Raw genomic sequence first — 13630 nt, forward strand, 5'->3', positions numbered from 1 at the left:
CCCCCGCCCCGCACCCCCCCCCCCCCCCCAAGCCCCTCCCCCCCCAATCCCGATCGAACAAACTATCCTTCAGGTAGGTCAACTTCTAGGTGCGTCATCGCCGGCAGATTACAACCGGATGACAGACCCGAAGACGATCCTGGAGGGATGCTGATCGTGCACATCGCCGACATCACCATGTTCTACGCCCCGGCCAGCGGCGGCGTACGTACTTATCTTGATGCCAAACACCACCGCCTTGACGCCATCCCGGGCGTACGCCACAGCCTGTTGATCCCTGGCCGCAATGCCAGCCATGACGACGGCGTGTACCAGGTCCCCGCCCCACCCCTGCCCTTCGGCAAAGGCTATCGCTTCCCGGTACGCCTGGCGCCCTGGTGCAACGTGCTGCGCCAGTTGCAACCCGATCTGATCGAGGTCGGCGACCCCTACCTGACCGCCTGGGCCGCACTGGAAGCGCGACGGCAACTGGATGTGCCGGTAATCGGCTTCTACCACTCCGACCTGCCACTGCTGGTGAGCAACCGCATGGGCAATTGGTTCACGCCCAACGTCGAGGCCTATGTCAGCAAGCTCTACGGCAACTTCGACCGGGTCCTGGCGCCCAGCCAGGTCATGGCCGACAAGCTGCGCCGCCTGGGCGTGCGCGACGTACACGTACAGCGCCTGGGCGTCGACCTGGCCACCTTCCATCCCGAGCACCGCGACCCGCATCTGCGCGCCCAGCTTGGCATCCCCGACACCAGCCGCCTGCTGATCTACGCCGGACGCGGCTCCCGGGAAAAGAACCTGCCAGTGCTGCTCGACTGCATGAAGCACCTGGGCCGCCCCTACCATCTATTGCTGGTGGGTTCGAACATGCCCGCCGCAGTGCCCGAGAACGTCAGCGTCATCGACCACTTCTGCCCGCCCCATGAGGTGGCGCGGCTGATGGCCAGTGCCGACCTGCTGCTGCACGCCGGCGACCAGGAAACCTTCGGCCTGGTGATCCTCGAAGCCATGGCCAGTGCCACGCCAGTGGTGGCGGTACACGCCGGTGCCTTTGGCGAACTGGTCAACGAGCAGTGTGGGCGCCTGTGCCGGGCCAACGACGCCCAGGCCATGGCTCAGACCGTGCGCGAGACATTCGAGGCCGGCGTGCGCAAGCTGGGCATGCAGGCCCGCCGGCACGTAGAGCAACATTATTCGTGGGACAACGTGGTCAGTGGCCTGCTGCTGCACTACCAGGCCGTGCTCGGCCATCAGCCGCAGGTGCGCGCCCATGGTTGAGCATGCCAGCGGCCCGCGCAGCCTGATGCTGGTGCTGCACGACGTGGCGCCCGAGACCTGGGCGGACTACCGGCCCTTCGTCGAGGCCGTCGATGCCTTGGGCAACGTGCCGATGACCTGGCTGGTGGTGCCGGACTTCCACCACCGCAACCCGCTGATCGGCGACCCGGCCTTTTGCCGGCTCCTGGAACAGCGACTGGAGCGTGGCGACGAACTGGCCTTGCATGGTTTCTATCACAGCGACGATGGCCCACCTGCGCGAACCCCGGCGGAGTTCTTCATGCGCCGCGTGTACACCCACGAAGGCGAGTTCTTCGCCCTCGACCAGGCCCAGGCCCTGCAACGCCTGGAGGCTGGCCTCGAGGTATTCGCACGGCACGCCTGGCCGGTGCAGGGCTTCGTCGCCCCAGCCTGGCTGATGAGCGAAGGCACGCGCCAGGCTCTGCGTCGCCTGCCACTGCGCTACACGAGCACGCCACAGCACCTCTACCGCTTGCCGGAATTCACCGCCATCGAGGCGCCCGGCCTGGTGTGGAGCGCCCGCAGCGCATGGCGGCGCGGGTTGTCCAGAGCGCTCTGCGAATGGCAGCGCAAACGCTGGCGCGAGGCCGACACCCTACGGCTGGGCCTGCACCCGGTGGATATGCGTCATCGCAGCTCGCGGGAGTACTGGCTCGATACGCTCGAAGCCTTGCTGGCCCAGGGTCGCCAGCCCTTGACCAAGGCCGCCTGGCTGCAGCGCCAGGCCAGTGCATGAACCGCCTGGGCTGGCTGGGCCTGACCCTGCTGTTCGCGGTGTCGGTGCCGGCCCTGCTCGGCGGCGATGAACTGTTGCCGCGGCTCAAGGCGTTCGACGGCGGCCTGCTGACAACCCTGCTGGGCATGATCCTGTTGTGCTGGGTGATCAACGCCGTGCGCCTGCGCCTGTTGCTCGGCCAGCATGGGGCGCAGCTTGGCCGGGTGCGCAGCCTGGGCGTGGTGATGGCCACCGAGTTCGCTATCTGCACCACCCCGGGCGGCAGTGGCGGCCCGCTGACCCTGATGGCCCTGCTGGCCCGCGACCGCATCGGCGCCGCACGCAGCGGTGCCGTATTCGCCATGGATCAGCTCAACGACCTGCTGTTCTTCTTCTGCGCCATGCTGGCGATTGCCGGCTATGCCCTGTTCCACAGCCTGGGCCGCAGCCAGCAGGGCATGCTGCTGGGCAGTGCCTTGCTGCTGTGCTCGGCGCTGCTGATGATCGGTGCACTGCTGCGCTATCGGCATGGCGTGATGCGCTTCAACGGTCGACTGTTGCGCCGCCTGGGCATGTCGCCACGGCGCAGGCGCCGCTGGGCGCGCAAGCTGCTGCGCTTCATCCACGCCCTGGCGCAGACCTGGCGCCTGCCCAAGCGCACCCTGGCCTTGGTGTTCGCCCTCACCTGCGCACACTGGAGCCTGCGCTACAGCGTGCTGTACCTGGTTCTGCGTGGGTTGGGGGTAGAACTGTCGTGGATTCCCAGCTTCCTGGTGCAGATGCTGTCATTGAGCGCGGGCCAGTTCAGTCTGCTACCAGGCGGGGCGGGAGCGGCCGAGCTGACCTCGGCCAGCCTGCTGACGCCCCTGGTCGGCAGTTCGACGGCGGCCGCGGCGATCCTGATCTGGCGGGCGGTCACCTACTACTTCTACCTGCTGGCCGGTGGGCCGGTGTTCGTCTGCCTGGTGGCGCGTCCACTGCTGGAGCGCCGCGGGCGTCAGGCGGGTTGAATCAGTCGAACACCACGGTCTTGTTGCCGTGCACCAGCACGCGGTCCTCGAGGTGATAACGCAAGCCACGCGCCAGCACCATCTTTTCGACGTCACGGCCAAAGCGCACCATGTCCTCGATGCTGTCGGCGTGGTTCACGCGCACCACGTCCTGCTCGATGATCGGGCCGGCATCCAGCTCTTCGGTGACGTAGTGGCAGGTTGCGCCGATCAGCTTCACGCCGCGTAGCGCTGCCTGGTGGTAGGGCTTGGCGCCGACGAACGACGGCAGGAAGCTGTGGTGGATGTTGATGACCTTTTCCGCGTAGTCCTGGCACAACTGCGGCGGCAGGATCTGCATGTAGCGGGCAAGCACCACCACGTCGGCGGCGTGCTCCTGGACCAGTCGCGACACTTCGGCGAACGCCGGCGCCTTGTCCTTCGGGTCGACCGGTACGTGGAAGAATGGAATACCGTGCCACTCCACCATGCTGCGCAGGTCGTTGTGGTTGGACACCACGCACGGGATCTCGCAGTCCAGTTCATCGGTGTGCCAGCGGTGCAGCAGGTCGGCCAGGCAGTGCGATTCGCGGCTGGCCATCAAGACCACACGTTTCTTCTGCGCCGAATCGGTGACGCGCCAGGTCATGGAGAACTCCTCGGCGATCGGCGCGAAGGCTTCACGGAAGGCCTCGATACCGAACGGCAGGGATTCTGCGCGGATTTCATGGCGCATGAAGAACCAACCACTCTGCTCGTCCGAGTGGTGGCTGGCTTCGTTGATCCAGCCGTTGTACAAGGCCAGGAAATTACTGACTTTCGCCACGATGCCAACACGGTCGGGGCAGGCGATCACCAGACGATAGGTGCGCATGAATGAAACTCCAGAACTTCGCAAAGGCGCCTATTCTAGCGGCCTGCAGTGAAAAGCGCAGTAATCATTGTGCCGAGCGGCGGTGCTCGCAGCGTGCAGGGTGCCCACAGGACCGCACACACGCATCTGTTACGAGTCATGACGAAATGTAGGATCGAAAGTAAATTTTTCTTAACCTGGGAAACATGTTGTTGCCTAGTAATTAAGAGAGTAGCGCTTATTTATAGGTTTACTTGCGAGTATCGCCTGTCTATTATTGGCCTCACATTTCCCGAACTCGCACTAAGGACCCCTCCATGTCCCTGATCAACGAATACCGCGCCACCGAAGAAGCCATCAAGGAACTTCAGGCCCGCCTGGCCAACCTGTCGCAGGATGACAAGCTGAAAAAAGAACTGGAGTTCGAAGGCAAACTGCGCACGCTGATGGGTGAATACTCCAAGTCGCTGCGCGACGTGATTGCCCTGCTCGACCCGGAATCGAAACTGAGCAAAGCCCCACGTGGCGCCGGCAAACCTGTCAGCACCAAGCGTGCACGCAAGGTCAAGCAATACAAGAACCCGCACAACGGTGAAGTGATCGAAACCAAAGGCGGCAACCACAAGACCCTGAAAGAGTGGAAAGCCAAGTGGGGTGGCGATGTGGTTGAAAGCTGGGCAACCCTGCTGGACTGATAGCGGAACACGCTGGCAATCGACAGCCCCGCGACAATTCGCCGCTTCACCCTGACAACGCCGGCCTGATGCCGGCGTTGTCGTTTCTACATTCAGGCAGTAATAGCGAATTGCTCACGCAATGCCTGGGCATGTACCTGCCAGGCATCCAGTATCCGCCGGCCCACCTCATCGGCACCGGCCCAGGCGGCCTGCCTGGCCTGCTCGAAATCACCCAGCGTATTCGGCGCCCCCCACTGCGGGTCGGACAAACGCTGCTGGCAGAACGCGAACCAGCGTTGCCGCTCCTCGCCATTGAGTGTCTCCGGGAAGTTGCGAGCCCGATACCGGAATAACAACTCCGGCAGGCGCGGGTCATCGAACATCCAGTGCCCATGGCCTAATTGCGCAGGCTCCAGTGTGCGAACTTGCTCGCACAGACGGCGATCACGGTCGCCAATGAAGCCGTCGTATAACTGCTGTTCCGGATCCTCGCTGGGCGCGAATGCTTCCGGGCCATAGATGTGTTCCAGCTTGTCTTGCCATTGCGCCTGTTGATTGGCCAGCTGTTCACCACGGGATTGCAACAATGTCATATCCACGGCAAGACGTTGTTGATCGGCTGGACGCAATACCGAGAGTGGCGCCAGTACCGGGCACCGGTTGATCTGAACCAACTTCAGCGGTACCGGTAATTCACCTTCGGCCAAGTCTTCGCGCCGCGTGTACAACCGCTTGCGCAGCACTTCGGCACTTTCCCGCAACAAGGGTAAGGTTTCCTGCTGCAGGTCACAGACAATCAATGCATTGCGGTTACGCGGGTGCCAGGCCAGTGGCAACACCACGCCCAGATAATGACGCGCCGCGGAAAACCGTCCGGATATATGTACCAGCGGCTGCAACAAGCGCACCTGCTCCATGACTTTGTGCTTACTGCGCAATTGGAACAACCAGTCATACAATTTCGGTTGGCGCTGGCGAATCAGCCGGGCCAGGGCAATGGTCGCACGCACGTCGGAAAGTGCTTCGTGGGCGTGGCCGTGTTCGATGCCGTTGGCCTGGCTGAGCAGCTCCAGGCGCAGGCTGGTGCGTCCGTCCTGTTGCGGCCAGTTGATGCCGTCGGGGCGCAGCGCGTAGGCGGTACGCACCACGTCGATCAGGTCCCAGCGGCTGTTGCCGCCTTGCCATTCACGGGCATAGGGGTCGAAGAAGTTGCGGTAGAGGCTGTAGCGGGTGACTTCGTCGTCGAAGCGCAGGGTGTTGTAGCCCGCTGCGCAGGTACCGGGGCGCGCCAGTTCGGCGTGTACCCGGGTCATGAATTCGGCTTCACACAGGCCCTGGTTGGCCAGTTGCGCCGGGGTGATGCCGGTGACCAGGCAAGCCATAGGGTGCGGCAGGATGTCGTCGGAAGGCTGGCAATAGAAGTTGATCGGCGCTTCGATCTCGTTCAACTCGAGATCGGTGCGCACGCCGGCCACCTGCAAGGGGCGATCACAGCGCGGGTTGATGCCGGTGGTTTCGTAGTCGTGCCAGAAAATGCTGGAGCTCACGGGGTCGTCCTGTATCGAGGTCGCCCCGATTCTAACCCACGGACTTTCAGGCGGAAGCGTTGGCCGGCTTGAAACTGAAATAGTCGCGCAGCGAGCGGACGAAATCCTCGTACTCGCGCGGCGCGTGCAACAGCATGAAGCCGGAATCGTAATGGCCGGGGGTCTGGTCTTCGCGGCACCACAGGCAACTGGCGGTGAGGTCGACCAATTGCAGGCCGCCGCCGGGCAGCGGCAGACGCAACTGCAGCTCGTAGTCCGGGCCCACCAGCACCGGCAACTGGCTGATCAGCATCAACCCGTCCTCGGAGGCATTACCCAACTGGCCGATCGGCTGATCGGTGAAGCGGTTGTACACCTTGAGCACGCAAGGGAGCTGGTGTCGTTCGATATGGCGTTGGATGAACATGATCACAAGTGCAGTCCGTATCCGATGCCAGGAATACGAGGAACTGGCGGTTGTCGTTACATCTGGCTTACAGGTTACTCCAGGCTGGATGGCAAATCCCATTAAATAAAAGACACCTTGGTGTTAACGCCAAGGCGAGGTCGTCACCGGGCTGGCCACGGCAGGTTCGCCACGGCGGTAGTGCCCGAGCTTCTCCAGGGTCTGCAGGCGCGCCTGGGCGCGGTAGGCATATTCGTTGTGCGGGTACTGCTGCATTAGGTACTCGTAGGTCTTGGCCGCATCGACGTAGAGCTTCTGGCGCTCCAGGCACTGGCCGCGCAACAGCGACACCTCGGGGTGGATGAACGGGCGCGCGCGGCTGGTGCGATCGACCTGCGACAGTTCCAGCATCACCCGCTGGCAGTCACCACGGTCGTAGGCGCGGTAGGCGTTGTTCAAGTGGTGGTCCATGGACCAGCGGGTGCAGCCGACGGTGCTGACCGCCAGTGCCAAAACAATCAGGGCTCGCATGGGAAATCTCCTTTGATGCCAGGGTATCGGCCTTTGCCGACAAATCTTCACAGCGTTTTGCAAGGATACCCCGGCCGTTCAAACGCCACCCTGCGCCGTTCACAGGTAGTGCAACGGAACAATGACTACAGCGCGATTCAGGAGTAGCCTTTCGCTGCGCTTCACTATAGGAGTCTGTGCATGACCATCCGCCGTACCAAAATCGTCGCCACCCTTGGCCCCGCCAGCAACTCGCCGGAAGTGATCGAGCAACTGATCCTCGCCGGCCTGGACGTGGCACGCCTGAACTTCTCCCACGGCACCCCGGACGAGCACAAGGCGCGTGCGCGCCTGATCCGTGACATCGCCGCCAAGAACGGCCGCCATGTCGCATTGCTGGGCGATCTGCAGGGTCCGAAGATCCGCATCGCCAAATTCGGCAACAAGCGCATCGAACTGAAAGTCGGTGACAAATTCACCTTCTCCACCGCGCACCCGCTGACCGAAGGCAACCAGGACATCGTCGGTATCGACTACCCGGACCTGGTCAAGGACTGCGGCGTCGGTGACGAACTGCTGCTCGACGATGGCCGCGTGGTCATGCGCGTCGAAACCGCCACCGCCGATGCCCTGCACTGCGTGGTGATCATCGGAGGCCCGCTGTCGGACCACAAGGGCATCAACCGCAAAGGTGGCGGCCTGACCGCTCCGGCCCTGACCGAGAAAGACAAGGCCGACATCAAGCTGGCCGCGGAAATGGACCTGGACTACCTGGCCGTTTCGTTCCCGCGTGACGCCAGCGACATGGAATACGCCCGCAAACTGCGCGACGAAGCCGGCGGCAGCGCCTGGCTGGTGGCCAAGATCGAACGTGCCGAGGCCGTGGCCGACGACGAGACCCTCGACCAACTGATCGCCGCCTCCGACGCGGTGATGGTCGCCCGTGGCGACCTGGGTGTGGAAATCGGCGATGCCGAGCTGATCGCCATCCAGAAGAAGATCATCCAGCACGCCCGCCGCAACAACAAGGCGGTGATCGTGGCGACCCAGATGATGGAGTCGATGATCCAGAACCCGATGCCGACCCGTGCCGAAGTGTCCGACGTGGCCAACGCCGTGCTGGACAACACCGACGCGGTGATGCTGTCGGCCGAAAGCGCCGCCGGTGCCTACCCGATCGAAGCGGTCCAGGCCATGGCCCGTATCTGCCTGGGTGCCGAGAAGCACCCGACCAGCCAGAAGTCCAGCCACCGTCTGCACACCACCTTCGAGCGCTGCGACGAAAGCATCGCCCTGGCGGCGATGTACACCGCCAACCACTTCCCAGGCGTGAAGGCGATCATCGCCCTGACCGAAAGTGGCTATACCCCGCTGATCATGTCGCGCCTGCGCTCGCACGTACCGATCTTCGCGCTGTCGCCGCACCGCGCCACCCAGGCACGTGCCAACATGTTCCGCGGCGTCTACCCGATTGCCTTCGACCCGGCTTCGCTGCCGGCCGACAAGGTCAGCCAGGCAGCGGTCGACGAGTTGCTCAAGCGCGGGCTGGTCGAGCAAGGCGACTGGGTGATCCTGACCAAAGGCGACAGCTACCACACCATCGGTGGTACCAACGGCATGAAGATCCTGCACGTGGGTGATCCGCTGGTCGGTTGATGAGCCCGGGCCGCTTTGCGGCCCTTTCGCGGCGCAAGGCCGCTCCTACAGGACTGACGCGGCCCCTCAGGCTTGCGCTGTACCTGTAGGAGCGGCCTTGTGCCGCGAATGGAGGGCAAAGCCCTCCCCTCTTGATTCAGGCATGCTCGACGAACACATCGGCAAACACCTGCCCCCGCGGCACGCCGGCAATGAACAGCCGCCGCGCGAACCGCCCGACACTCCCCGGCGCCCCACACAGCAGCGCCACCGTCTGCCGCGATGACGGCCGCAACTGCGCCAGCGCCTCCTCCAACTGGTCGGCCAGTACCAGTTCCACTGTAACCCCCGCCAGCGCCTGCAACGGCTCGGCGAGGTAGTGCCCTGCCCGCTCGCGCGCCACGTGCAACACCTTGATTTCCCCTCGATGCCCTTGGCGCAAGGCCTCGCGCAGGATGCCCCACAATGGCGCCAGCCCGGTGCCCGCCGCCAGCAACCAGAGCGGCCGCTCCTGCCAATCCGCGTCGTAATGCAGGGCCCCGCCGCGTAGTTCCCCCAGGCGCAACACGTCGCCCACCTCTACCCCGCGCACCTGGTCGCAAAAGGCACCGGGTCGCTGGCAGTCGATGTGAAACTCGAGAAAATCGTCCTCGCCCGGCAAGCTGGCCAACGAATAGGGACGTGCCACCTCGCCCAGCCACAGCACCACATGCTGCCCGGCCTGGTAGCGCAAGGCGCGCTCCGGCCGCAGGCGCAGGCGCAACACCTCACCGAACCAGTCCACCGCACTGACCTGGGCCGGCACGCCATCGTGCAGGGGGTCGAATACCGCCACACGCAGATCCTCGACCACCCGGCACTGGCAGGCCAGGCGCCAGCCCTGGGCATGCTTGTCCAAGGCCAGGGCCTCGGGCAGGGCGTCCACCGGCTGACCGGCTTCGCAGCGCACCAGGCAGGCATGGCAGCTGCCGGCACGGCAGCTATAAGGCACGTTCAGGCCTGCCGCATTCAGGGCATCGAGCAGGTTGCTGCCGGCCGGCACCGTCCAGCGGCGCTCGCCCACGCAGAGTTCGGGCATTGTCGAGGGTTCTCCCTATGAGTGATGTGAGCGGGGGCACTCAGCGCGCCAAACGATTCTACGGCCTGACGCGTAACCTGCCAGCAAAAAGGATGCCCGCTCCCCGCCCGACCATGGTCCTGATCACACGCAGGTGTTTCGCTCGTTGAGCCGCGCTATACTGCCGCGCCTTTTTATTTAAGTCGGCCTGACCTGCCGACGCCTTGCAAGGCGTTTCGACACGCTGGTCGGCACCGTCGAGCGTCTTTTTGAATGTTCCCGTCTTTAAGAGGAGCGCGCTGCATGACCGTGATCAAGCAAGACGACCTGATTCAGAGCGTCGCCGACGCCCTGCAATTCATCTCGTACTACCACCCCGTCGACTTCATCCAGGCGATGCACGAAGCCTACCTGCGTGAAGAATCGCCTGCTGCACGCGACTCGATCGCCCAGATCCTGATCAACTCGCGCATGTGCGCCACCGGCCACCGCCCGATCTGCCAGGATACCGGTATCGTCACCGTGTTCGTGCGCGTGGGCATGGACGTGCGCTGGGACGGCGCCACCCTGAGCGTCGACGACATGATCAACGAAGGTGTGCGTCGCGCCTACAACCTGCCCGAGAACGTCCTGCGCGCCTCGATCCTGGCCGACCCGGCCGGTGCTCGCAAGAACACCAAGGACAACACCCCGGCGGTCATCCACTACTCCATCGTCCCCGGCGACAAGGTCGAGGTCGATGTCGCAGCCAAGGGCGGCGGCTCGGAGAACAAGTCGAAGATGGCCATGCTCAACCCTTCCGACTCGATCGTCGACTGGGTGCTCAAGACCGTCCCGACCATGGGCGCTGGCTGGTGCCCGCCTGGCATGCTCGGCATCGGCATCGGCGGTACCGCCGAGAAGGCCGCGGTGATGGCCAAGGAAGTGTTGATGGAGTCCATCGACATTCATGAGCTGAAAGCCCGTGGCCCGCAGAACCGCCTCGAGGAAATCCGCCTGGAGCTGTTCGAGAAGGTCAACCAGCTGGGCATCGGCGCCCAGGGCCTGGGCGGCCTGACCACCGTGCTCGACGTCAAGATCATGGACTACCCGACCCACGCCGCCTCGCTGCCTGTGTGCATGATCCCGAACTGCGCCGCCACCCGCCACGCCCACTTCGTGCTCGACGGCTCCGGCCCTGCCGAGCTGGAAGCGCCGTCGCTGGACGCCTATCCGGAAATCGTCTGGGAAGCCGGCCCGAGCGCCCGTCGCGTCAACCTCGACGACATCACCCCGGAAGAAGTCGCCAGCTGGAAGCCGGGCGAGACCATCCTGCTCAACGGCAAGATGCTCACCGGTCGCGACGCCGCGCACAAGCGCATGGTCGAGATGCTCAACCGCGGCGAAGAGCTGCCGGTCGACCTCAAGGGCCGCTTCATCTACTACGTCGGTCCGGTCGACCCGGTCGGTGACGAAGTGGTCGGCCCAGCCGGCCCGACCACCGCGACCCGCATGGACAAGTTCACCCGCCAGATCCTCGAGCAGACCGGCCTGCTGGGCATGATCGGCAAGTCCGAACGTGGCCCGACCGCCATCGAGGCGATCAAGGACAACAAGGCCGTGTACCTGATGGCCGTCGGCGGCGCCGCCTACCTGGTGGCCCAGGCCATTCGCAAGTCGAAGGTCCTGGCCTTCGCCGAACTGGGCATGGAAGCGATCTACGAGTTCGAGGTCAAGGACATGCCGGTCACCGTCGCGGTCGACAGCAATGGCGAGTCGGTGCACATCACCGGGCCGGCCCTGTGGCAGAGCAAGATTGCCGAGAGCCTGGCGGTCGAAGTCAAGTAAGCATCATGCACATGAAAAACCCGGCGCAAGCCGGGTTTTTCATATTGGCGATAAGCAATAATTCACGAGGAAATACTCCCCTTCTGCGATCACTTCCCTAGCGGGTCTGCCAGTACTCCCCGAATGGCCGGTTGTTTACCGTGGCCTTTCTATTCAGTACCGCTAGGTGAACGCGATGAACGATGTACCAACTCTTCCCAGCTCCGTGAATGCGTGGCTGTGGGATTTCGAAGTGACACTGGGGTCGTCGGCGCCGCTGGCTTTCAATAATGGCCGGCAACAAATCAAAGTGAACGTCGAAGTCCAAGCCAATGAACATACCGGCCTGGCGATCACGCCTGAGCAACTCGATAGTATTACCTTGGTCGTGAAACAAGCGGACGGTAGCTATACGCCGCTTTCGACCGACCCCAACCAGGCGTGGTTCTATTCGAAAGACCATGACCCTCGATTCGACCACTACCCGACATTGACCAGGGCGTTCACAGACACATCCGCCGTCGCTCGCCTGTCATTCGATGCGCCGAAGACAGTTTCCTTTTACGTGTCGAGCCGTGCCACAGCGGGGAGCCAACTGGACCTGCGCGCCCGAATCACCCACTCACCGGGCGTCCATTACTATACGGACAGCATCCCGTTCGACTCTTCCCTTAAACTGACGGCTATGGCCGCACCGACTTCGTCTTTCCCCCAAGACTATATATTCGAACAGGTGCGCGATGAGGGTTCGGTTGCCAGTGGCACCTTCATTCATGAATGGGCATTGTCGCCACGCACTGTTGGTTTTGCCTATGCCGAGTTCTTGAGAAACGACAGGCGCGGCATGATTCGCTGGCATGAGCGGGCCTTTGGCGAGCACTTTGCCACCCACGTTGGCATCGCCCTGCCGGGCGACACACAGGTGCACTACGATGAAACGCTTGGCTTACAAGGTGACTTTGTCGAGAATCGAAAACTGCACCATGTCGCATATGTTTCCGACCGCCAGGTCGTGGTATTGGCCCAAGGCGATCACAATATTCCGTACCGCTCGGGAGCGCCAGACCGAGAAGGGCCCTGCACGCTGCACGCTGTGGACCGGCACGGTAACTCCCACTATCTCGATATCGGCTTCGAAGGCACACAACGCGTCGATCTGCGGGTCACCACCCGGCAAGCTATGAGGGCGAGGTCCATATCGGGGGGCACCCTGGATTTCTTCCAGATACGCGGCCTGAACAGAGATCAGGACAACACCCCATGCACGCTCTACGCAAACGGCTATCAGCAGACGCCGATCACCGTATTACTGCGCGCTCGTAACAGTCGCGGTGAGATAATCGAGGTGCCTGATGAAATTTTTCAGCAGGTCGAATTCATCGATTACAACACCGGTGCCCGCCTGTCATCCAGCCAGTACAGTATTGCCACGGACAGAAACCCCAGATTCGACTATCACCCCTCCAACTTTACCTCGCGTAGCGCCAACTTCCCGGGGCAAGGAAGCAGCAAGACGTTCTACCTTTCCACCAAGGCCGTCGGGACGATCAAACTTGGCGCCAGGCTCACCTATGGCGGTCGGACGTACCGCACCAATGATCGCGCGACCGCCCCTGGCGGCGATGTTTCCAATGGTCGCTCAAACAGTTCTGCGTCATTGCACGGGATTTCCCAGGACTATACGTTCAGGGCCGACCGTTTCAGCGTGGAAAGGGTCGATTTGAAAAACGGCGACAACTGGGACCTCGACCGTTACGAACTCAGGTTCACCGACCCTAGTTATCAGATCCGCTCCAGTGAGCACACACCCTCTCACCGAAACGACTGGCATTACCGTCGTGAGTCTCGTGGCTTTTATCAACAAGCCGCTTATGAAGTGAATGAGACCCGGGAAATCATCTACCCGTACTTGACCATCACCAATCGAAGAATCGAGTTTCCGATCAATACCCCGCGAGGCGTCGCCCATGCCGTTCGCCTGCGCACCCGCCTGGGACCACCGTCGCCGAAACGAAACGGCTCGACCAAAGTTACCTACGTCGACCAATTCGGTAACCGCCATCCGCTTTGGCTGAACCCCATTGATGGCGGCAACCGGCTTAAAGTCTCCGACCGAGACGAAAGTTGATCACTTCTTTCTGGTTTTGACTCCATCTTGATGCGTCA

Annotated in this window: 12 protein-coding genes; 7 read left to right on the forward strand and 5 right to left on the reverse strand. The window is 62.8% G+C overall.

Annotated features, from left to right (window positions below):
- Positions 1-147 precede the first annotated feature (147 nt).
- The 3 genes from IAE37_RS22490 to IAE37_RS22500 are packed head-to-tail and all read left to right on the forward strand — an operon-like array spanning position 148 to position 3015.
- Positions 148-1269 (forward strand): glycosyltransferase family 4 protein, encoded by a 1122-nt coding sequence (locus IAE37_RS22490; RefSeq protein ID WP_201177108.1) that lies wholly within the window; start codon positions 148-150, stop codon positions 1267-1269.
- Complete coding sequence (locus IAE37_RS22495) at positions 1262-2026, forward strand: DUF2334 domain-containing protein (RefSeq protein WP_201177109.1); 765 nt, start codon at positions 1262-1264, stop codon at positions 2024-2026. The genes IAE37_RS22490 and IAE37_RS22495 overlap by 8 nt, the downstream gene beginning before the upstream one ends.
- Positions 2023-3015 carry a lysylphosphatidylglycerol synthase transmembrane domain-containing protein gene (locus IAE37_RS22500; protein WP_201177110.1) on the forward strand — a complete coding sequence of 331 codons (993 nt, stop codon included), beginning with the start codon at positions 2023-2025 and terminating at the stop codon, positions 3013-3015. Before IAE37_RS22495 ends, IAE37_RS22500 begins: the two co-directional genes overlap by 4 nt.
- Position 3016: 1 nt before the next feature.
- On the opposite strand, the gene purU is transcribed toward IAE37_RS22500, so the two are convergent.
- On the reverse strand, positions 3017-3868 hold the full coding sequence (purU, locus tag IAE37_RS22505) for a formyltetrahydrofolate deformylase (protein ID WP_201177111.1): 852 nt from the start codon (positions 3866-3868) through the stop codon (positions 3017-3019).
- Positions 3869-4164: 296 nt separating this feature from the next.
- Between purU and mvaT the strand changes: the two genes are divergently transcribed.
- Positions 4165-4542 carry a histone-like nucleoid-structuring protein MvaT gene (mvaT, locus tag IAE37_RS22510; RefSeq protein ID WP_201177112.1) on the forward strand — a complete coding sequence of 126 codons (378 nt, stop codon included), beginning with the start codon at positions 4165-4167 and terminating at the stop codon, positions 4540-4542.
- A gap of 92 nt (positions 4543-4634) precedes the next feature.
- Here mvaT and sbcB read toward each other — a convergent pair whose 3' ends face one another.
- The 3 genes from sbcB to IAE37_RS22525 all read right to left on the reverse strand — a co-directional run bounded on the left by sbcB (position 4635) and on the right by IAE37_RS22525 (position 6987).
- Positions 4635-6071 (reverse strand): exodeoxyribonuclease I, encoded by a 1437-nt coding sequence (sbcB, locus tag IAE37_RS22515; protein WP_201177114.1) that lies wholly within the window; start codon positions 6069-6071, stop codon positions 4635-4637.
- A gap of 46 nt (positions 6072-6117) precedes the next feature.
- Positions 6118-6477, reverse strand: coding sequence for a PilZ domain-containing protein (locus IAE37_RS22520; RefSeq protein WP_201177178.1), 360 nt, complete (start codon positions 6475-6477; stop codon positions 6118-6120).
- A gap of 123 nt (positions 6478-6600) precedes the next feature.
- Positions 6601-6987 (reverse strand): tetratricopeptide repeat protein, encoded by a 387-nt coding sequence (locus IAE37_RS22525; RefSeq protein WP_201177116.1) that lies wholly within the window; start codon positions 6985-6987, stop codon positions 6601-6603.
- 180 nt (positions 6988-7167) lie between these two features.
- On the opposite strand from IAE37_RS22525, the gene pyk reads away from it, so the two are divergent.
- On the forward strand, positions 7168-8622 hold the full coding sequence (gene pyk / locus IAE37_RS22530) for a pyruvate kinase (protein ID WP_201177118.1): 1455 nt from the start codon (positions 7168-7170) through the stop codon (positions 8620-8622).
- A gap of 136 nt (positions 8623-8758) precedes the next feature.
- Here pyk and IAE37_RS22535 read toward each other — a convergent pair whose 3' ends face one another.
- A complete protein-coding gene (locus IAE37_RS22535; RefSeq protein WP_201177120.1) occupies positions 8759-9679 on the reverse strand; it encodes an iron-sulfur-binding ferredoxin reductase in 921 nt (306 codons plus the stop codon).
- Positions 9680-9961: 282 nt separating this feature from the next.
- Between IAE37_RS22535 and IAE37_RS22540 the strand changes: the two genes are divergently transcribed.
- On the forward strand, positions 9962-11485 hold the full coding sequence (locus tag IAE37_RS22540; protein WP_051098439.1) for a fumarate hydratase: 1524 nt from the start codon (positions 9962-9964) through the stop codon (positions 11483-11485).
- A gap of 175 nt (positions 11486-11660) precedes the next feature.
- On the forward strand, positions 11661-13592 hold the full coding sequence (locus tag IAE37_RS22545) for a hypothetical protein (protein ID WP_201177122.1): 1932 nt from the start codon (positions 11661-11663) through the stop codon (positions 13590-13592).
- Positions 13593-13630 lie beyond the last annotated feature (38 nt).

Source organism: Pseudomonas sp. S31, assembly GCF_016648105.1.
Lineage (GTDB): Bacteria > Pseudomonadota > Gammaproteobacteria > Pseudomonadales > Pseudomonadaceae > Aquipseudomonas.

What these genes read in the sequence shown, in the direction of transcription:
- IAE37_RS22490 (WP_201177108.1), top strand. Translation starts at nt 148, where the DNA reads ATGCTGATCGTGCACATCGCCGACATCACCATGTTCTACGCCCCGGCC.
- IAE37_RS22520 (WP_201177178.1), bottom strand. Translation starts at nt 6,477, where the DNA reads ATGTTCATCCAACGCCATATCGAACGACACCAGCTCCCTTGCGTGCTC.
- IAE37_RS22540 (WP_051098439.1), top strand. Translation starts at nt 9,962, where the DNA reads ATGACCGTGATCAAGCAAGACGACCTGATTCAGAGCGTCGCCGACGCC.
- mvaT (WP_201177112.1), top strand. Translation starts at nt 4,165, where the DNA reads ATGTCCCTGATCAACGAATACCGCGCCACCGAAGAAGCCATCAAGGAA.
- IAE37_RS22495 (WP_201177109.1), top strand. Translation starts at nt 1,262, where the DNA reads ATGGTTGAGCATGCCAGCGGCCCGCGCAGCCTGATGCTGGTGCTGCAC.
- IAE37_RS22535 (WP_201177120.1), bottom strand. Translation starts at nt 9,679, where the DNA reads ATGCCCGAACTCTGCGTGGGCGAGCGCCGCTGGACGGTGCCGGCCGGC.
- purU (WP_201177111.1), bottom strand. Translation starts at nt 3,868, where the DNA reads ATGCGCACCTATCGTCTGGTGATCGCCTGCCCCGACCGTGTTGGCATC.
- pyk (WP_201177118.1), top strand. Translation starts at nt 7,168, where the DNA reads ATGACCATCCGCCGTACCAAAATCGTCGCCACCCTTGGCCCCGCCAGC.
- IAE37_RS22500 (WP_201177110.1), top strand. Translation starts at nt 2,023, where the DNA reads ATGAACCGCCTGGGCTGGCTGGGCCTGACCCTGCTGTTCGCGGTGTCG.
- IAE37_RS22525 (WP_201177116.1), bottom strand. Translation starts at nt 6,987, where the DNA reads ATGCGAGCCCTGATTGTTTTGGCACTGGCGGTCAGCACCGTCGGCTGC.
- IAE37_RS22545 (WP_201177122.1), top strand. Translation starts at nt 11,661, where the DNA reads ATGAACGATGTACCAACTCTTCCCAGCTCCGTGAATGCGTGGCTGTGG.